Source organism: Pseudomonas sp. JY-Q (genome assembly GCF_001655295.1).
Classification (GTDB): domain Bacteria; phylum Pseudomonadota; class Gammaproteobacteria; order Pseudomonadales; family Pseudomonadaceae; genus Aquipseudomonas; species Aquipseudomonas alloputida.
The window spans coordinates 4,496,265-4,515,883 of the sequence record NZ_CP011525.1 but is presented as its reverse complement, the minus strand read 5'-3'; the positions used below and the strand labels follow the sequence as shown (position 1 = coordinate 4,515,883).

The window sequence follows — 19,619 nt, the reverse complement described above, 5'->3', positions numbered from 1 at the left end:
GGTAAAAGAAGCCTGTCATGAGCGAAAGAACAACGTCAGCCAGTTGGGCATCAGGGATCGTGAAGGCACTTGAACTGGAAGGGCTGGATTGCAGAGCCATGTTCAAGCAATTGGGGTTGGACTTTGCCGCCCTCGACGACCCCGATGCACGTTTTCCGCAAGACTCCATGACCCGCCTCTGGCTGCTGGCGGTGGAGCTGTCGGGCAATGAGGCCATCGGCCTGAACATGGCACGGGTGGTCCGCCCGGCGTCGTTCCATGTGGTGGGCTATGCGTTGATGTCCAGCCGCACCCTGGCCGAGGGCTTCGAGCGCCTGGTGCGCTACCAGCGCATCATCGCCGAAAGCTCCGACCTCAGTTTTGTCCTCGGTCCCGAGGGTTATTCGCTGATTCTGACCGTGCACGGTGACCACCTGCCGCCAACCCGGCACAGCGCCGAAGCGTCGCTGGCCTGTGCGTTGGCGCTGTGCAAATGGCTCAGTGGCCGGCCGGTCCAGCCGCGGCGGGTACTGGTGCAGGGGCCGCAGCCGAAGAATGTCGAGCCTTACAAGGTGGCGTTCCATTCGCCGCTGGTGTTCGGCGCCCCACATGATGCACTGGTGTTCGAGCGGGCCGACATGGAGGCGCCGCTGCCGACCGCGAACGAGGCCATGGCGGTGCTGCACGACCGGTTTGCCGGCGAGTACCTGGCACGCTTCTCCGAAAGCCGGGTTAGCCACCGCGTACGCCAGGTGTTGTGCCGCATCCTGCCGCAGGGTGAGCCCAAGCGCGAAACCCTGGCCCAGGCCCTGCACCTGTCGCAGCGCACCTTGCAACGGCGGCTGCAGGAGGAAGGCACCAGCTTCCAGACCTTGCTTGACGACACCCGCCGCGAACTGGCCGAACAATACCTGGCCCAGCCGGGTATGACCTTGCTGGAAACCGCCTACCTGCTGGGCTTTGCCGACCCCAGCAACTTCTATCGGGCGTTTCGCCGCTGGTTCGATGCCACGCCCAGCGAGTACCGCGCCCGCCTGGGCGCGGAAGGCGAAGTGCTCAGTGACGCCAGAACGCCGGCATGCACAACACCAACACCGTGATGATTTCCAGGCGACCCAGCAGCATGCCGGCCGCCAGAATCCATTTGGCCGCGTCAGGCAGCGTGGCGTAGTTGCCCGACGGGCCGATCACTTCACCCAGGCCTGGGCCTACACCCGAAACCGTGCCGGCGGCACCGGTCAGCGCAGTCATCCAGTCCACGCCCAGCAGCGACAGCAGCAGCGCCAAGACACAAATGGTGATGGCGAAGAAGAACGAGAACGTCAGGATCGAACGCACGATGTCTTCATCGAGGCGATGACCGTTGTATTTTTGCTTGATCACCGCGCGCGGGTGAATCAGCTGGTTGAGGCTGGCCTTCAGCAGGATGTAGGCCACCTGGAAGCGGAAAATCTTGATACCGCCGGCGGTCGAGCCAGAGCAGCCGCCAACGAAGCCCAGGTAGAAGAAGAGCATCAGCGAGAAGTTGCCCCACAGGCTGTAGTCCCCCAGGGCGAAACCGGTGGTGGTGACCACAGAGGTCACATTCAGCGCCACGTGGCGCAGGGCGTCGAGCCAGTGCAGGTTGGTGCTGTACCAGTACCAGGTGCCCAGTACCAGCCAGGTGACCACCAGCATGCCCAGCAAGCCTTGTACCTGCTGGTCACGAATCAGCGCCTTGCGGTTGCCGCGCAGGGTGGCTACGTAAAGGGTGAACGGCAGGCTGCCCATGATCATCACCACCACCGCCACCCAGTGCACGGCCGGGATATCCCATTTTGCCAACGACTGGTCGGAGGTGGAGAACCCACCCGTAGAGATAGCCGACATGGCGTGGTTGATCGCATCGAACGGGCTCATGCCTGCCCACCAGAAGGCCAACGCACCAAGGATGGAGAAACCGACGTAAACCGCCACGATCGACTTGGCGACCATGTGCGAGCGCGGCATGACTTTTTCCGAGCGGTCGGACGATTCGGTCTGGAACAGGCGCATGCCGCCGATGCGCAGCAGCGGCAGGATCGCCACCGCCATGGCGATGAAGCCGATACCGCCGAGCCAGTGCAGCATCGAGCGCCACATGAGGATGCCCGGTGACATGTTATCGAGCCCGCTGAGTACGGTAGCGCCAGTGGCGGTGATGCCTGACATGCTTTCGAAGAAGGCGTCGGTGTAGCTGATGTGCTGGGTCAGCAGGAACGGTAGCGCGGCGAATACGCACACCACCAGCCAGCTGCTGACGGTCAGCAGGTACATGTCGCGTGGGCGTAGGTGTACATGCTCCGGGCGCCCCTGCACCACCAGGGCCAGGCCGGCGATGAAGGTGATCAGGCTCGACCAGAGAAACGACGGCATGTCACCGGTGCGCTCGAAGATCACCAGGGTCGCCATGGGCACGGCCATGCCGACGGCCAGGGTAATCAGGAAGATGCCGATGATGAAACCAATGATCCTTAAGGTCGGCAACGCCATGTGATCTGCTCAGACTCGAAACGGAAGGGCGCCATTCTACCTATGGGTCTGGTGATGTAAACGCTAGAATGGCCGCACATTCAACTGCCAGGAGGGTAGCCGATGGAGGCTCTCGACGCATTGCTCAACCGTGTTTCCGTGCCACGCCTGACCGACCCGGCGCCCAATGCCGCCCAGCGCGAGGCGCTGTTCCAGGCTGCCCTGCGCGCCCCGGATCACGGCCAGCTGCGGCCGTGGCGTTTTCTTACCATCGAAGGCCAGGGCCGCGAGAAGCTGGGTGAGCTGTTCGCCGAAGCCGTGCAGCACAAGGGCGATGCCAGCCAGGCTGCACTGGACAAGGCCCGTGCGATGCCGCTGCGGGCGCCGTTGCTGATCGTGGTGGTGGCCAGGTTGCAGGACCACTTCAAGGTGCCCAAGTCCGAGCAGCGCCTGGCGGCGGGCTGTGCGGCGCACGGTATTCTGATTGCTGCGCACGCGCAGGGGATCGGCGCGGTGTGGCGTACCGGTGACATGGCCTTCGATGCCCATGTGCACAAGGGGTTGGGGTTGGCCGAGAACGAGGAGCTGATCGGCTACCTGTACGTCGGCACGCCGCTGACCGAGCCGCGGACAGCGCCGGTGCTGGAAACGGCTGATTTCGTCAGTGGCTGGGGTGAGTAACCTGGCCTTGGGCTGATTCAGGTATCAAGGCTTCCGGCCTTTTCGCGGGTGAACCCGCTCCTACAACAGCATCCACATCCCCTGTAGGAGCGGGTTTACCCGCGAAGAGGCCAGGTACCTTTACACCCCATCAACTGCCTGTCGCTTCAGCCAGGGGCAACTCCAGCCTGGCCACAAACCCACCCTGTGGATGATTCTCCAGCACCAGGCTACCGCCATGGCGCTCCGCGGCCTTGCGCGCAATCGCCAGCCCCAGGCCATGCCCCGGTGCTTCCTGCCCTGGCGCGCGGAAGAACGGCTCACCCAGTTGCGCCAGGTGCTCCGCTGCCGCCCCAGGCCCATGGTCACGCACGCTGATCACGATGCGGTCCTGCTCGCGTGCGGCGCTGACCTCGACCGGCTGGCCCGCCGGGTTGAAGCGCAGGGCATTGCGCAGCAGGTTGTCCACGGCACGCTCGATCAGCGTTGGCCAACCCTGCAAGTTCAACCCCGGCTGCGCCTCCAGGCGCACGTCCTGCTCCGGTGCGCTCAGCAGGGCATCCTTGCGTACGCTGCCGAGCAAGGCATTGATGTCGACGGGTTCGGCATGAGCCTGTTCGGCATCCACTCGGGCCAGGGCGAGGATTTCGCTGATCAGGTCTTCCAGGCGGTCGCACTCGCGGGTCAGGCGTGGCCACAGCGCTTGCCGCTGCTCAGGCTCGGCGCGTTCGGCCAGGGCCAGGGCGATACGCAGCCTGGCCAGCGGCGAGCGCAGTTCGTGGGACACATCGCGTAGCAGCTGGCGCTGGCTGCCAATGGTGCTTTGCAGGCGCGCGCCCATCTTGTTGAAGTCCTTGGCCAGCACGCCAAACTCGTCGCGCCGCGCTGCCAGCCGTGCCAGGCTGTTCTGCTGATAGGTGGTCTGGCCCAGATCGTGTACGGCGCTGCGCAGGCGGCTTAACGGGCGGGTGATGGACAGCGTCACCAGCAGGCTGAACAGGGTCAGCACGACCAAGGCAATGCCCAGGGCGCTGAGTGGCCACAGCAGGCTTTCACGGTGCCAGGCATCCAGCGCCGGGTGGGGGATGCGGTAGATCAGCAAGTAGGTTTCGCCGGTGTCGGGGCTGGTGTATTCCTCGGTCAGCCGGCGCCATGGCAAGCGCCGCTGGTCATTGTGCTGGCGCGCTTCGAAGGCTGCCGCACGGCGTGGAAAGGTACCGGGCACCACGGCCTCACCGCTATCGTCGAGCACCTGCACGTCGATCTTGTAGCGGTCCTTGCGTCGTTCCAGAAAGTGCTGGGCCGCCTCCAGGCCTTCCTGCTCATAGTGCTTGGCCCACTTGCTGGCCAGGGTATTCAGGCCCGGGTGGCGGCTGAGGATCCAGGCGTCCTGGTTGAGCATGTGCCCCAGCAGGATCGACAGGCCTGCGACCAGGGTGATGGCCAGCCAGAAACTGGCCAGGATGCGCCAGAACAGTGAACGCAAGTGCACCTCCTAAACGGGAAAAGCCCGGCCCGCAGTGATGCGGGCCGGGCACGGGGCGGACAGCTTACTGGGCCTTGGCGCCTTTTTCAGCTTTCCAGGCCTGGAACTCCTGCCACTCGGCTTTCTTGGCGGCGCGTTCTTTTTGCAGTTCATCGAACTTCTTCTGCTGGTCAGCCGTGAGCAACTTGCGCACTGCGCTGTCGGTCTTGTCGCGGTTGGCTTGCAGTTCATCCTTCATGGCTTTCTGGTCGGCGGCCGGCAGCTTGGACAGGTAGCGCTCGGTAATGTCGCGGCGCTGCTGCATTTGCTCGCCCATCAGCTTGCCGATCTGCTGGCGCTGATCGCGGCTCAGGTCCAGTTGGTGGAAAGGCGCATCACCGCGATGATGCGGGCCGTCGTGGCGCGGGCCGCCATCTGGCATGGCCATGGCTACGGTCGGCAAAGCGGCAGCGAACATCAGGGCGATAAGGGTCTTGCGCATGGTGTCTCTCCTTTCATAGGCCGGTGATTACCGGATGAGCACAGTCTAGGGAGATCACCGTCAAGCGCAGTCAGGGGAGGGTAAAGGCAAAGTAAAGATGATGGGCCCGTGCAGGCCCCGCCTTGTGCCGCCAATGGGGCGCGCAGCGGCCCCGGCGTTTTTACAGGCAGTAGTAATAGCCACGGCTACGCAACGCCACAATGCGTGGCCGGCCATCGGCGTGGGGGCCGATCTTCTTGCGCAGGTTGCTGACATGCATGTCCAGGCTGCGGTCGTACAGGGTCAGCTTGCGGCCCAGGCCGATCTGCGCCAGTTCCTGTTTGTCCAGCGGCTCGCCGGGCTGGCGCAGCAGCGCTTCAAGAATACGGCTTTCGGACAGGGTCAGGGTCATTTCGCGGCCATCGATGCTGGCCACGCCCCGCGCAGGGCTGTAGACCAGGTCACCCAGCTCCATCTGGCTGGTTGTGGCGGTGGGGTGGCTGCGGCGCAGCACCGCGCGCAGGCGGGCAGTGAGCTCGCGCGGGTCGCAGGGTTTGGCCAGGTAGTCGTCGGCACCCAGTTCCAGGCCGAGAATGCGGTCCAGCGGCTCGCCGCGGGCTGACAGCATCAGCACCGGTAGCTCGGCATGCTCGCTGCGCAGCTGCTTGAGAAGCTCCAGGCCACTGCCGTCGGGCAACATCACATCCAGTACCACAGCAGCAGGGGCATGCTCGGCCAGGGCCAGGCGTGCGCTCTGCCCATCGTGGCAGGCACGCACGGAAAACCCTTCCTGGGTCAGCCAGCTGCCGAGCAGCTCGCACAGTTCCTGGTCATCATCAATCAGTAACAGCTCGCTCATGACTCACTCAATTCAACCATTGACGGCGGTTATTCGGCCCGCCAGTGGCAAAGATACCGCAGACTGATGGCCTGAGTATAACTGCTGGTGCCGCGTGGCCCTCTTCGCGGGTAAACCCGCTCCTACAGCGGGCTGTGTCCAACCACCGAGATGTGTCCACCACCAATCTGTGTAGGAGCGGGTTTACCCGCGAATACGGTAGCGGCGGCAACGGTGAACAGCGTGTGGAGATTGGCCAGCAGGCTCGGCCCTTTCGCGGGTGAACCCGCTCCTACAAAGGGCTGTGTCCAACCGCCGACGTGTGTCCACCACCAATCTGTGTAGGAGCGGGTTTACCCGCGAATACGGTAGCGGCGGCAACGGTGAACGGCGGATGGAGATTGGCCAGCAGGCCTGGCCCTTTCGCGGGTGAACCCGCTCCTACAAAGGGCTGTGTCCAACCGCCGACGTGTGTCCACCACCAATCTGTGTAGGGGCGGGTTTACCCGCGAATACGGTAGCGGCGGCAACGGTGAACGGCGGATGGAGATTGGCCCGCAGGCCCAGCCTCTTCGCGGGTGAACCCGCTCCTACGGGCGATGGCACAGATCCGAAGGTTTGTGTAGCGAAGAAGGCCGTGCCGTCTCAGGTCAAGGCAGCACTTGCTTGAACGGCTTGACCACAACCTTGTCGTACACGCCGGCAGCGATGTACGGGTCGGCATCGGCCCAGGTCTGCGCCGCCGCCAGCGATTCGAATTCGGCAACGATCAGGCTACCGCTGAAACCCGCTTCGCCCGGGTCGTTGCTGTCGATGGCCGGGTGCGGGCCGGCCAACACCACGCGGCCTTCGGCCTTGAGCTGCTGCAGGCGTTCGATGTGCGCCGGGCGGGCAGCCAGGCGCTTTTCCAGGGAGTTTGCGACGTCGCTGGCGATAATGGCGTAGAGCATGTCAATCCTTGGGTTTGGAGGTAGAAGGGTCATCGTGCAGGTGGCGCGACAGGTACACGCCTTGCGCCACCAGGAAGATCACGGTCATGCCCAGGCTGCCGAACACCTTGAAGTCCACCCAGAAGTCCTGGAAGGTAAAGGCGACGAACAGGTTGGCCGCGCCGCAGAACAGGAAGAAAGCGATCCAGGCCAGGTTCAGGCGCGTCCAGATGGCATCAGGCAGGGTCAGGGCGTGGCCCATGATGCGCTTGATCAGCACCCGATCGCCGATGAAGTGGCTGCCGGCAAAACCCAGGGCGAACAGCCAGTTCACGACAGGAGCCTTCCACTTGAGAAAGGTCTCGCTGTGAAAGGTCAGGGTCAGGCCACCGAACACCAGGCAGGCGATCAGCGTCAGCCACTGGCCCTTTTCCAGCTTGCGCTGGCGCAGGAACAATACGCCGTACACGACCAGCGAGCTGATGATCAGCATGGCTGTGGCGCTGTAGATGCCGCCAAATTCGAAGTGATGGCCGGCGACTTCCATGGGGCGCGGGTCGAGCTTGTAGACGATGAAGAACAGCAGCAGCGGGATGAAATCGATGAATTGTTTCACAATGGCAGCCAGAATCGGGATGTGACGGCATAATAACAAACATCGATTCCAGCGAAAGCGCTCCTCCATGAATGTTGATCTGCACTGTCACAGCACGGCCTCCGACGGCGCCCTGTCGCCTTCGGTACTGGTTGCCCGGGCCCATGAACACGGGGTGCAAGCGCTGGCGCTGACCGACCATGACACCCTCGAAGGCCTGCCCGAAGCGCGCCAGGCCTGCGTTGACCTGGGTATGCGCTGGGTCAGCGGTGTGGAGCTGTCTTGCACGTGGGGCGGCGCGACCATTCACGTGCTGGGCTATGATTTCCCGCTCGACGCACCGCCATTGCTGGCGGCGATTCAAGCGTTGCACCGCGGCCGCTGGCTGCGTGCCGAAGAAATCGACAAACGGCTGGCGGCCAAGGGCATGCCCGGCACGCTTGAAGGCGCGCGCGCCGTGCAGCACGAGCTGGGTGACAGCGGCAACGCCCCGGCGCGCCCGCATTTTGCCGAATATCTGGTGCGTGCCGGGCACGTCAAGGACCGTAGTGAAGCGTTTCGCAAGTGGCTGGGCGCCGGCAAGCTGGGCGACGTCAAGCAGCACTGGCCGACGCTCGACGAAACCGTTGCCACGCTGAGGCAGTCCAACGCCTGGGTGAGCCTGGCGCATCCCATGCACTACGACCTGACCCGCAGCAAGCGCAGGCGGCTGATTGCCGACTATATTCAGGCAGGAGGGCAGGCGCTTGAAGTGGTCAACGGGATGATGCCTGCCGAGCAAGTGGGCACTATGTCCATTCTTGCCCGTGAGTTCGGCCTGCTGGCAAGCGCTGGCAGTGACTTCCACGGCCCCGGCACCTGGGGCGAGATCGGTGCCTATCGGCCTTTGCCCGAGGATCTGCCACCTTTGTGGCGTCGATTCAGCCATGAACAGCCTTTGGCGCTATGAACAGGACGATTACGTGAGCCAATTTTTCCAGATTCATCCGGAGAACCCACAGGCGCGTCTGATAAAACAGGCCGTCGAGATCATCCGCAAGGGGGGCGTGGTGGTGTATCCGACGGACTCGGCCTATGCGCTGGGTTGCCAGATAGGCGACAAGTCGGCAATCGAGCGGGTGCGACGCCTGCGCGGGCTGGACAAGACGCACAACTTCACCCTGATGTGCTGCGACATGTCGCAACTGGGGTTGTATGCGAAGGTCGACACCGGCACCTTCCGCATGCTGAAGGCGCATGTACCGGGGCCTTACACCTTCATTCTCAACGGCACGCGTGAAGTGCCGCGTCTGCTGTTGCACGATAAGCGTCGCACCATCGGGCTGCGTGTACCGGACCACGCCATCACCCTGGCCTTGCTGGCCGAGTTGGGCGAGCCACTGATGAGCGTCAGCCTGATCCTGCCGGGCGACAGCGAGCCGATGACCGACCCTTATGAGATCCGTGAACGGCTGGAGCACCATGTTGACCTGGTGATCGATGGCGGGTTTGGCGACCTCAAGGCGTCGACCATCATCGACCTGTCCGGCGACGAGCCGGAACTGATCCGCGAAGGTTGTGGCGACCCCACGCCGTTCCTGGTCAACGCGTGAGCCAGCTGGAAGCGCCTGAGGCGCCGGCCGAACGGGTCGAAGCGCCTCGGCAACTGCAGTTGGCGCTGGTCTATGGCGAAGCCCTGACCGAGCTGCCGCTGGACCTGTACATCCCGCCGGACGCCCTTGAAGTCATCCTCGAAGCGTTCGAAGGCCCGCTGGACCTGTTGCTGTACCTGATCCGCAAGCAGAATATCGACATCCTCGACATCCCTGTGGCCGAGATCACCCGGCAGTACATGGGCTATGTGGAGCTGATGAAAAGCGTGCGCCTTGAACTGGCTGCCGAATACCTGGTGATGGCTGCCATGCTGGCCGAGATCAAGTCACGCATGCTGCTGCCGCGTTCCGCCGACGTCGAGGAGGAGGAGGGTGACCCTCGCGCCGAGCTGATCCGCCGCCTGCAGGAGTACGAGCGCTTCAAGGCCGCCGCCGAGGGCATCGACGAATTGCCACGGGTCGGGCGCGAGGTGGTGGTGCCGCGCCTGGAAGCGCCGCAGGCCAAGGTACGCAAGCTGTTGCCTCAGGTCAGCCTGGAAGAGCTGCTGATGTCCATGGCCGAGGTGATGCGCCGCAACGACCTGTTCGAAAGCCATCAGATCACCCGTGAGACCTTGTCCACCCGCGAGCGCATGAGCCAGGTGCTGGAGCGTCTCAAGGGCGGTGCCTTTGTGCCGTTCATCGCGCTGTTTGCTGCCGAGGAGGGCAAGCTCGGTGTGGTGGTGACCTTCATGGCCATTCTCGAACTGGTGAAGGAATCGCTGATCGAACTTGTGCAGAATGAACCTTTCGCCGCCATTCACGTGCGGCTTCGCCCGGCGCCAGTTGAAGAACCCGATGAACCTGAATGAACCCCGCGACCTGGCGTCGCTGATCGAAGCCTTCTTGCTCGCTTCGGGCAAGCCGCAATCCCTTGAGCGCCTGTACGAGCTGTTCGAGGAAGCCGAGCGCCCCGAGCCCAAGGTGTTCAGGCAGGCCCTGGAGGTGCTGGGCAAGTCGTGCAATGGGCGTGCGTTCGAGCTCAAGGAGGTGGCCAGCGGCTATCGCCTGCAGATTCGCGAGGTTTATGCCCCTTGGGTCGGGCGCCTGTGGGAAGAGCGCCCGCAGCGCTATTCGCGAGCGCTGCTTGAGACACTGGCCCTGATTGCCTACCGCCAGCCGATCACCCGTGGTGAAATCGAGGACGTGCGGGGCGTTGCGGTGAACAGCAATATCATCAAGACCATGATGGAGCGCGAGTGGATTCGCGTAGTCGGCTACCGCGAAGTGCCCGGCCGGCCGGCGATGTTCGCCACCACCAAGGCGTTTCTCGATCATTTCAACCTCAAGAGCCTTGAGGACCTGCCGGCCTTGGCCGAGCTGCGCGAAATGGAACCAGCGCCGCAACTTGACCCGGATGATGCGCCGGTGCCTGCGCACCTGCAGGCGTTGGCGGATGCCAGCCTTGGGGAAGAGGAGGTTGGTGAGCCGAGAGAGGAGACCAGCTTCCGTAGCCTGTTGGTGGAGCTGGATGCCATGGAAGACGGTTTGAAAACCGATTTTGATGATTTGCGGGGAGAAGAGCCTGAGCCTTCGGTGGAGGAAGAGAACAAGGCACAGCCCTGATTGATCTGCTGCCTGTGCTGCCCGCGGAGCGGCCAGCACAAAGCCCATTGGGCAGAAAATCATGCCCAGCCCCACAAAACCCTCTACCCTCCAGTGCGTTCCCCTGATGAACCGCGTATGATGCGCGGCCTTTTGGCGCGTTCGTCGCCAGAAACCTGTTTTCATTCCTACACCGGGAGGTGCCCAGATGAGTGAGCAAGACCTGAAAGAAACCGAAATCACCCCGCCATCCGGCGAAAAGCTGCAGAAAGTGCTGGCGCGCATTGGCGTGGGCTCGCGGCGTGATGTCGAGGCCTGGATCAGCCAGGGTCGCATCAAGGTCAACGGCGTCGAGGCCACCCTTGGCCAGCGCGTCGACCTGCACGACGCCATCGCCGTGGACGGCAAGCTGATCAAGCGCGAGGAGGCCGCCGAGGCCACCCGCCGGGTGATCATGTACAACAAACCCGACGGCGAAATCTGCACCCGTGACGACCCGGAAGGCCGTCCGACCGTGTTCGATCGCTTGCCACGGCCAAAAGAAGGCCGCTGGATCAACATCGGCCGTCTCGACATCAACACCACTGGCTTGCTGCTGTTCACCACCGACGGTGAACTGGCCAACCGCCTGATGCACCCGTCCTACGAGATGGACCGTGAGTACGCGGTACGTGTGCGTGGTGAAGTCGACGACGAGATGATCGAGCGCCTGAAAGCCGGCGTAATGCTGGAAGACGGCCCGGCCAAGTTCACCGATATCCAGAAGGCACCGGGTGGCGAAGGCTTCAACCACTGGTACCACTGCGTGGTGATGGAAGGTCGTAACCGTGAGGTGCGTCGCCTGTGGGAATCCCAGGGCATGGTGGTCAGCCGCCTGAAGCGTGTGCGTTTCGGCCCGGTGTTCCTCAATTCGGACCTGCCGATGGGCCGCTGGCGCGAAATGACCCAGGGCGAAATCGACATCCTCGCCGCCGAAGTGGGCCTGCAGCCGGTCGCGCTGCCAGCCATGAAACTCAAGGCCAAGGACAAGATGGAGCGCCTGCAGCGCAAGTCGACCCGCCCGCTGGGCCGTGGCGAGCGCGTGCGCAACCTGCGCCCGGCTCACGAAGGTGCCGCTACTGGCGAACGCCCGGCGCGTCAGCCGCGTGAAGAAGCGCCGCGTAAACCCACCCGTGGCAGCACGGTGGCTGAGCGCCCGAGCGAGATGCGCAAGCGTCCGGGCAAGCCTGATGGCGACAAGCCGGCAGGCCGTGGTCGCGGCAAGCCGCGTGGCTGATAAGCCAGTGTGGTCATCAAGGAACCAGCCTTCGGGCTGGTTTTTTTATGCCTGCGCGAATGTGGACCAAGCCCAAGATATTGAACAAAAAGAATTTTTCGGACGACTGGCAAGTTCTTGAACCGCCTTGTAAAGAAATCTGTACGAATGTGGCCGTTTTCAGTCCGCATTTCAGATCAAGCCCGATCGTGTAAACAAACCTTGCCGGCGCCCCTGTGCCAAAGCCGTCGCCATGGCGCCAGCCACCCTTGCCCAAACCCCCGTCCCCACGGTGTTATAGCCGCCATTGCCTTGTGCAGGAGCCCGTCCAAAGAGCCGGGCTGACAAAACAACAAATGGAGGCGCCATGTACGCCGATCACTTCGCCTTTGAAGGCCTGAACCACAGGAACGCTGCGTTTTTTCCCGAGGAAACGATGCAACGCGTTGACGCCTGCGCGTTTGCAGGGGTATACAGTGCGCCGCGTTTTACCTGTGACCCTCTTGCGTACCGCGCACTCTTGATCACGCCTGGTTGACCTGCTCCGGCGGCACCTGAGGTCAAGAAACCCAAGGTAACCACCTTGCCCATTCCGCTGCGCCACGAGCGCGGTGGGTCCGATTCCGTCACAGATAAAAACAATGCAGGTGACTTCGTTCATGAGTGGACAAAACATGCATTCAGGCGAGCTAAAGCGGGGCCTGAAGAACCGCCATATCCAGTTGATCGCCCTCGGCGGTGCGATTGGTACCGGCCTGTTCCTCGGCTCGGCTGGCGTGATGAAATCCGCCGGCCCGTCGATGATTCTTGGCTACGCCATCTGCGGCTTCATCGCCTTCATGATCATGCGCCAGCTGGGTGAAATGATCGTCGAAGAGCCGGTGGCCGGCTCGTTCAGCCATTTCGCCCACACCTACTGGGGTGGTTTCGCCGGCTTCCTGTCGGGCTGGAACTGCTGGGTGCTGTATATCCTGGTGGGTATGTCGGAGCTTTCGGCGGTCGGCAAGTATGTTCACTACTGGTGGCCGGAGATCCCCACCTGGGTCACGGCGGCAGCCTTCTTCGTGCTGATCAACGCCATCAACCTGATGAACGTGAAGTTCTTCGGTGAAGCCGAATTCTGGTTCGCCATCATCAAAGTGGTCGCCATCGTCAGCATGATCGGCCTGGGTGCCTACCTGCTGACCAGCGGCAGCGGCGGCCCTGAAGCCACCGTGGCCAACCTGTGGTCACATGGCGGTTTCTTCCCCAACGGCGTCAGCGGGCTGGTAATGGCCTTGGCTTTCATCATGTTTTCCTTTGGTGGCCTGGAAATGCTCGGCTTCACCGCCGCCGAGGCCGACAAGCCAAAGACCGTGATCCCCAAAGCGATCAACCAGGTCATCTACCGCATCCTGATCTTCTATGTCGGTGCGTTGGTGGTGCTGCTGTCGCTGACCCCGTGGGACAACCTGGTCGCCAGCATCGACGCCTCGGGTGGCAGCTACGGCAGCAGCCCGTTCGTGCAAGTGTTCTCGCTGCTGGGCAGTGACGTGGCTGCCAACCTGCTGAACTTCGTGGTGCTGACTGCGGCGCTGTCGGTGTACAACAGTGGCACCTACTGCAACGCCCGCATGCTGCTGGGTATGGCCGAGCAGGGCGATGCCCCGGCGTCGCTGGCCAAGGTCGACAAGCGGGGCGTGCCAGTGCGTTCGATCCTGGTGTCGGCTGCCGTGACCTTCGTCGCCGTGCTGCTGAACTACCTGATGCCGCAAAACGCGCTGGAGCTGCTGATGTCGCTGGTCGTGGCCACCCTGGTGATCAACTGGGCGATGATCAGCTACTCGCACCTGAAGTTCCGTCAGCACCTCGACCGTACCGGCCAGAAGCCGCTGTTCAAGGCGCTGTGGTACCCGTACGGCAACTATGTGGTACTGGCTTTCGTGGTGCTGATTCTGGGCATCATGCTGATGATCCCGGGCATCCAGGTGTCGGTGTATGCGATCCCGGTGTGGCTGCTTGCGATGTTGGCGGTGTACATGGTCAAGTCGCGTCGCCAGGTGAATGCGGGCGGTGCTGTTGAGACTGTGGCCAAGTAAGGCGCCATAAGCGGTATGCGAAAACCCGGAGTCAGGTGGCTGGCTTCGGGTTTTTTGTTGCCTGTGCGGGCCTCTTCGCGGGTAAACCCGCTCCTACAACGACCTGGTATGCCTGAGGCTTGCGTAACCCTTGTAGGCGCGGGTTTACCCGCGAATACGGTAGCGGCGGGAACGGTGAGCGGAAGGTGAAGATTGGCCAGCAGGCCCGGCCCTTTCGCGGGTGAACCCGCTCCTACAGGTGCAGCGTTGGCCTCAGGTCAGGTGATCCCGCCAACAATCAGATCTGCTCCAGCAACCACCCCCTGAATGCCCGCAGCGACGGCAGCGCCTCATTCCTCGGCGGGTAGATCAGGTAATAACTACGCTGGCTGGCAAACGCCACACCCGGGCTGTACAGCTCGCCCTTGGCCAGTTCCTCCTCCACCAATATGCGCGGCACCAGCCCGATCCCGATCCCGGCACGTACCGCCTGGATCAGGTGCGAGGTCAGCTCGAAGCTAGGCCCCAGCCGCATCGCCCGGTGCGGCAAGCCATGGTGGGAAAACCACTCACCCCACGCATGCGGGTTGTTGGCCACATTCAGCAGCACCTCTTCACTGATCCGCGCCGGGCTCCAGCCCTGGCTGCCGACGCCGGCCTCCGGCGGCAAGATCACCACCAGCTCCTCGGCATGCAGGCGATGGCAGACAAGCCCCGGCAAGTCGTGGCTGGCCACGCCGATGGCGGCATCGATTTCGCTGGTGTCGAAGTTGATGGTTTCAATGCGTGAATGAATGTGCACCAGCATGCCTGGGTGAGCGCTGTAGAACGCATGCAGCCTCGGCAACAGCCATTTCGAGCCGAAGGTTGGCAGGGTAGCCAGGCGCAAGGTGCCTACCCCCGATTGATAGGCCAGTGCCTGCAAGGTGGCGCTGCGGATGCGCCCCAGTGCCTCGCTGAGCTCGCGCTGGTACAGGCGGCCGACATCGGTCAACTGCACCTGGCGCCCCTCGCGGCGGAACAGGGTCAGGCCCAACTGCTGCTCCAAGGCTTGCACCTGGCGGCTGACCGCGCTTTGGGTCAGCGACAGTTCGGCGGCGGCACGGGTGTAGCTTTCATGCCGGGCGGCGGCCTCGAAAGCCAGCAGCAGTGACATGGATGGGGTCAGGTGGCGGTAATTCATTCATAAAAGTCATTGATAGCGGCAGGATTATCCGTTTGCCCCTGACGCGAAACTACAGGAACATTGGCCTATACGTCATCCCTGCATGCCTCAACCCATGCCGGGGCGACAGGGATCCCGTGATTTAGCCAATATCAAGAGGCCATCCTTCGATGATCGCCCAGCTGTCCACCGTTGCACCGAGCGCCAATTACCCCGAATTCCTCGAAGCCCTGCGCAACAGCGGCTTCCGTGGCCAGATCAGTGCCGACTACGCAACCCGCACGGTACTGGCCACCGACAACTCGATCTACCAGCGCTTGCCGCAGGCGGCGGTGTTCCCGCTGGATGCCGACGATGTGGCGCGGGTCGCCACGCTAATGGGTGAACCGCGCTTCCAGCAGGTCAAGCTGACCCCCCGCGGTGGTGGCACCGGCACCAACGGCCAGTCGCTGACCGACGGTATCGTCGTTGACCTGTCGCGGCACATGAACAACATTCTCGAAATCAACGTGCAAGAGCGCTGGGTGCGGGTACAGGCCGGCACGGTCAAGGACCAGCTCAATGCTGCGCTCAAGCCGCACGGGCTGTTCTTCGCCCCTGAGCTGTCCACCTCCAACCGCGCCACGGTCGGCGGCATGATCAACACGGATGCCAGTGGCCAGGGCAGTTGCACCTACGGCAAAACCCGCGACCACGTGCTGGAGCTGCACAGCGTGCTGCTCGGTGGCGAACGCCTGCACAGCCTGCCGATCGACGATGCTGCGCTGGAGCAGGCCTGCGCCGCGCCGGGCCGGGTCGGCGAGGTGTACCGCATGGCCCGGGAAATTCAGGAAACCCAGGCCGAACTGATTGAAACCACCTTTCCCAAGCTCAACCGTTGCCTGACCGGCTACGACCTGGCGCACCTGCGCGACGAGCAGGGCCGCTTCAACCTCAACAGCGTGCTGTGCGGCGCCGAGGGCTCGCTGGGCTACGTGGTCGAAGCCAAGCTCAACGTGCTGCCGATTCCCAAATATGCGGTGCTGGTCAACGTACGCTACACCAGCTTCATGGATGCGCTGCGTGATGCCAACGCGCTGATGGCGCACAAGCCGCTGTCGATCGAGACGGTCGACTCCAAGGTGCTGATGCTGGCGATGAAGGACATCGTCTGGCACAGCGTTGCCGAGTATTTCCCGGCGGACCCCGAGCGCCCCACGCTGGGCATCAACCTGGTGGAGTTCTGCGGCGACGAGCCGGCCGAGGTCAACGCCAAGGTGCAGGCGTTCATCCAGCACCTGCAAAGCGACACCAGCGTCGAGCGCCTGGGCCACACCTTGGCCGAAGGCGCCGAGGCAGTCACCCGCGTCTATACCATGCGCAAGCGTTCGGTGGGCCTGCTGGGCAACGTCGAAGGCGAAGTGCGCCCGCAGCCGTTCGTGGAGGACACCGCGGTACCGCCAGAGCAGTTGGCCGACTACATCGCCGACTTCCGCGCACTGCTCGATGGCTACGGCCTGGCCTACGGCATGTTTGGCCACGTCGATGCCGGCGTGCTGCACGTGCGCCCGGCACTGGACATGAAAGACCCGGCGCAGGCCGCGCTGGTCAAGCCGATTTCCGACGCCGTTGCCGCGCTGACCAAGCGCTATGGCGGCCTGCTGTGGGGTGAGCACGGCAAGGGCCTGCGCTCGGAATACGTGCCTGAGTACTTCGGTGAGCTGTACCCGGCGTTGCAGCGCCTGAAGGGCGCCTTTGACCCGCACAACCAGCTCAACCCGGGCAAGATCTGCACGCCATTGGGCAGCGCCGAGGGCCTGACCCCGGTCGATGGCGTGACCCTGCGCGGCGACCTTGACCGTACCATTGACGAGCGCGTATGGCAGGACTTCTCCAGCGCCGTGCACTGCAACGGCAATGGCGCCTGTTACAACTATGACCCCAACGACGCCATGTGCCCGTCGTGGAAGGCTACCCGCGAACGCCAGCATTCGCCCAAGGGCCGCGCCTCGCTGATGCGCGAGTGGCTGCGCCTGCAGGGCGAGGCGAACATCGATGTGCTGGCTGCGGCGCGCAACAAGGTGTCGTGGCTCAAGGGCCTGCCGGCGCGTCTGCGCAACAACCGCGCGCGCAACCAGGGCCAGGAAGACTTCTCCCATGAAGTGTACGACGCCATGGCTGGCTGCCTGGCGTGCAAGTCGTGCGCCGGGCAGTGCCCGATCAAGGTCAATGTGCCGGACTTCCGCTCGCGCTTCCTCGAGCTGTACCACGGTCGCTACCAGCGCCCGCTGCGTGACTACCTGATCGGCTCGCTCGAGTTCACCATCCCCTACCTGGCGCACGCACCGGGGCTGTACAACGCGGTGATGGGTTCGAAGTGGGTGAGCCAACTGCTGGCCGACAAGGTGGGCATGGTCGACAGCCCGCTGATCAGCCGCTTCAACTTCCAGGCTACCCTGACCCGTTGCCGCGTTGGCATGGCCACGGTGCCGGCCCTGCGCGAGCTGACCCCGGCCCAGCGCGAGCGCAGCATCGTGCTGGTGCAGGACGCCTTCACCCGCTACTTCGAAACACCGCTGCTGTCGGCCTTCATCGACCTTGCCCACCGCCTGGGTCACCGGGTATTCCTGGCGCCGTACAGCGCCAACGGCAAGCCGTTGCACGTACAGGGTTTCCTTGGCGCGTTTGCCAAGGCAGCGATCCGCAACGCCACGCAGCTCAAGGCCCTGGCCGATTGCGGTGTGCCGCTGGTGGGGCTGGACCCGGCGATGACGCTGGTGTATCGCCAGGAGTACCAGAAGGTGCCAGGCCTGGAGGGTTGCCCGCAGGTGCTGCTGCCGCAGGAATGGTTGATGGATGTGCTGCCCGAGCAGGCGCCTACCGCACCGGGCAGCTTCCGCCTGATGGCGCACTGCACCGAGAAGACCAACGTGCCGGCCAGCACCCGGCAGTGGGAGCAGGTGTTCGCCCGTCTGGGGCTGAAGCTGGTGACCGAGGCCACGGGTTGCTGCGGTATGTCCGGTACCTATGGGCACGAAGCTCGCAACCAGGAAACCTCGCGGACCATATTCGAGCAGAGCTGGGCGACCAAGCTGGACAAGGACGGGGAGCCGCTGGCGACCGGTTATTCGTGCCGTAGCCAGGTCAAGCGCATGACCGAGCGGAAGATGCGTCACCCGCTTGAGGTGGTGTTGCAGTACGCTCAGCGCTAAGGTTCTGGGCCTTTGGGGGCTGCTTTGCAGCCCTTCGCGGGTGAACCCGCTCCTACGGGGGGATCGTGCACGCCAGGCTGGCGCGTCAACCCTGCAGGGGCGGGGTGGGCCGCGAAGAGGCCGGCACCGGCTTTCAGGCTGCTGTTGTACGGTCCCTGTCCCGACGCCCCTGGCGGTACAAATAGAGGCTCAATACCAACCCACACGCTGCCGCAGCCGCCGCGAACAGAAACATCGAAGCGAAGCCGAACCCCGCCGCCACCGCACCGACCAATGGCCCGGTCACCCCCAGTGACAAGTCGATGAACAGCGAATACGCCCCCACCGCTGCCCCGCGGTTAGCTGCCGACACTTGGTTCACCGCCTCCACGCCCAATGCCGGAAACACCAGCGAGAAACCAAACCCACTCAGTGCAGCCCCCGCCAAGGCCAGTTCGGCGTTGGGTGCCAGCCACAGCATCAACAGCCCAAGCGTTTCCACCGACAGGCAGGCGATCGCCACCCTGAAGCCACCGATGCGATTGATCAGGTTGCCAAAGAGCAGCCGTGCGCTGATGAAACTGGCGCCGAACAGGCTCAGGGTCAGCGCCGCATTGGCCCAGCCACGGCTTGCGTAGTAAAGGGTGATGAAGGTGGCGATGGTGCCAAAGCCGATCGAGCCCAGGGCAAGCCCCGAGCCATGCGGAAATACCTTGCCCAGCACCCGCAGGAACGGCAGGCGTACACCGCTGACGATGGGGGCGGCCTGCTTGGGCCAGGCCAGCAGCAAACCGAGTATGCACAGCAGGATGATGCTCACACCCATGCTCCACAGCCCGAGGCCTTTGACCATCAGCACGCCCAGTGGGGCGCCGATGGCCAGCGCACCGTAGCTGGCGATGCCGTTCCAGGAGATGACCTTGGCCGTGTTTGCGGCACCCACCCGGCCAATGCCCCAGCCGATCGCACCCGAGCCTACCAGGCTTTCGGCGCTGCCCAGCACCAGGCGACCGGCCAGCAGGCAAGCCAGGCTCAGCCAAGGTAGGTGAGTGAGGAAGGCGCAGGCCAGCATGAATACCCCGCTGAGCCCGCAGCCAGCCAGTCCGTACATGACCGCCTTCTTGCTGCCGTGGTTGTCGATGATGCGGCTGGCGCCAGGGCGGCTGAGCAGCGTCGCGAGGTACTGCACGCTGATCACCAGGCCGGCGACCACGGCACTGAAACCCAGGTCGTTGTGCACATAGCCGGGCAACACGGCCAAGGGGATGCCGATGTTCAGGTAGCCGATGAAGGTGAACAGGACGATGGAGACGACTTGCCCAGTGACGGCAAGGGATGTGGGACTGCGTGCTGGCATTG

17 protein-coding genes are annotated in these 19,619 nt (G+C 63.5%); 9 read left to right on the top strand and 8 right to left on the bottom strand.

Annotated features, from left to right (window positions below):
• Positions 1-17: 17 nt before the first annotated feature.
• A complete protein-coding gene (locus AA098_RS20350) occupies positions 18-1,079 on the top strand; it encodes an AraC family transcriptional regulator (protein WP_003254561.1) in 1,062 nt (353 codons plus the stop codon).
• Here the strand turns inward: AA098_RS20350 and AA098_RS20345 are convergent.
• Positions 1,036-2,490: a TrkH family potassium uptake protein gene (locus tag AA098_RS20345; RefSeq protein WP_004576878.1), complete on the bottom strand. Its 1,455-nt coding sequence runs from the start codon at positions 2,488-2,490 to the stop codon at positions 1,036-1,038. The two genes, AA098_RS20350 and AA098_RS20345, sit on opposite strands and share 44 nt — an antisense overlap.
• 102 nt (positions 2,491-2,592) lie before the next feature.
• Between AA098_RS20345 and AA098_RS20340 the strand changes: the two genes are divergently transcribed.
• Complete coding sequence (locus AA098_RS20340) at positions 2,593-3,150, top strand: NAD(P)H nitroreductase (protein WP_003254557.1); 558 nt, start codon at positions 2,593-2,595, stop codon at positions 3,148-3,150.
• 130 nt (positions 3,151-3,280) lie between these two features.
• On the opposite strand, the gene AA098_RS20335 is transcribed toward AA098_RS20340, so the two are convergent.
• The 5 genes from AA098_RS20335 to AA098_RS20315 form a co-directional block, all read right to left on the bottom strand.
• Positions 3,281-4,621 (bottom strand): HAMP domain-containing sensor histidine kinase, encoded by a 1,341-nt coding sequence (locus tag AA098_RS20335; protein ID WP_003254555.1) that lies wholly within the window; start codon positions 4,619-4,621, stop codon positions 3,281-3,283.
• Positions 4,622-4,679: 58 nt separating this feature from the next.
• Positions 4,680-5,096, bottom strand: a complete 417-nt coding sequence (locus AA098_RS20330; protein ID WP_003254553.1) for a Spy/CpxP family protein refolding chaperone — start codon at positions 5,094-5,096, stop codon at positions 4,680-4,682.
• Positions 5,097-5,256: 160 nt separating this feature from the next.
• Positions 5,257-5,934, bottom strand: a complete 678-nt coding sequence (locus AA098_RS20325; RefSeq protein ID WP_003254551.1) for a response regulator transcription factor — start codon at positions 5,932-5,934, stop codon at positions 5,257-5,259.
• Positions 5,935-6,563: 629 nt separating this feature from the next.
• Positions 6,564-6,863 (bottom strand): YciI family protein, encoded by a 300-nt coding sequence (locus AA098_RS20320; RefSeq protein ID WP_003254549.1) that lies wholly within the window; start codon positions 6,861-6,863, stop codon positions 6,564-6,566.
• A 1-nt stretch (position 6,864) separates the two neighbouring features.
• Positions 6,865-7,458: a septation protein A gene (locus AA098_RS20315; protein WP_003254547.1), complete on the bottom strand. Its 594-nt coding sequence runs from the start codon at positions 7,456-7,458 to the stop codon at positions 6,865-6,867.
• Positions 7,459-7,525: 67 nt separating this feature from the next.
• On the opposite strand from AA098_RS20315, the gene AA098_RS20310 reads away from it, so the two are divergent.
• From AA098_RS20310 to AA098_RS20285, 6 genes are all read left to right on the top strand, one after another.
• Positions 7,526-8,386 carry a PHP domain-containing protein gene (locus AA098_RS20310; RefSeq protein WP_064614956.1) on the top strand — a complete coding sequence of 287 codons (861 nt, stop codon included), beginning with the start codon at positions 7,526-7,528 and terminating at the stop codon, positions 8,384-8,386.
• Positions 8,387-8,399: 13 nt separating this feature from the next.
• Positions 8,400-9,029, top strand: a complete 630-nt coding sequence (locus AA098_RS20305) for an L-threonylcarbamoyladenylate synthase (RefSeq protein WP_003254544.1) — start codon at positions 8,400-8,402, stop codon at positions 9,027-9,029.
• A gap of 110 nt (positions 9,030-9,139) precedes the next feature.
• Positions 9,140-9,880 (top strand): ScpA family protein, encoded by a 741-nt coding sequence (locus tag AA098_RS20300; protein WP_162470266.1) that lies wholly within the window; start codon positions 9,140-9,142, stop codon positions 9,878-9,880.
• Entirely contained in the window at positions 9,867-10,634 is a 768-nt protein-coding gene (scpB, locus tag AA098_RS20295; RefSeq protein ID WP_003254540.1) for an SMC-Scp complex subunit ScpB, read from the top strand. The genes AA098_RS20300 and scpB overlap by 14 nt, the downstream gene beginning before the upstream one ends.
• Positions 10,635-10,821: 187 nt before the next feature.
• On the top strand, positions 10,822-11,889 hold the full coding sequence (gene rluB, locus AA098_RS20290) for a 23S rRNA pseudouridine(2605) synthase RluB (protein ID WP_003254539.1): 1,068 nt from the start codon (positions 10,822-10,824) through the stop codon (positions 11,887-11,889).
• Positions 11,890-12,527: 638 nt separating this feature from the next.
• Positions 12,528-13,946 carry an amino acid permease gene (locus AA098_RS20285; RefSeq protein WP_003254538.1) on the top strand — a complete coding sequence of 473 codons (1,419 nt, stop codon included), beginning with the start codon at positions 12,528-12,530 and terminating at the stop codon, positions 13,944-13,946.
• Between the two features lie 277 nt (positions 13,947-14,223).
• Here AA098_RS20285 and AA098_RS20280 read toward each other — a convergent pair whose 3' ends face one another.
• Positions 14,224-15,108: a LysR substrate-binding domain-containing protein gene (locus AA098_RS20280; protein ID WP_003254537.1), complete on the bottom strand. Its 885-nt coding sequence runs from the start codon at positions 15,106-15,108 to the stop codon at positions 14,224-14,226.
• Positions 15,109-15,260: 152 nt separating this feature from the next.
• Here AA098_RS20280 and AA098_RS20275 point away from each other — a divergent pair, with 152 nt between their 5' ends.
• A complete protein-coding gene (locus tag AA098_RS20275; RefSeq protein WP_064614955.1) occupies positions 15,261-18,281 on the top strand; it encodes an FAD-binding and (Fe-S)-binding domain-containing protein in 3,021 nt (1,006 codons plus the stop codon).
• Positions 18,282-18,414: 133 nt separating this feature from the next.
• Here the strand turns inward: AA098_RS20275 and AA098_RS20270 are convergent, their stop codons facing one another.
• Positions 18,415-19,617, bottom strand: coding sequence for an MFS transporter (locus AA098_RS20270; protein ID WP_064614954.1), 1,203 nt, complete (start codon positions 19,615-19,617; stop codon positions 18,415-18,417).
• Between the last annotated feature and the right edge of the window lie 2 nt (positions 19,618-19,619).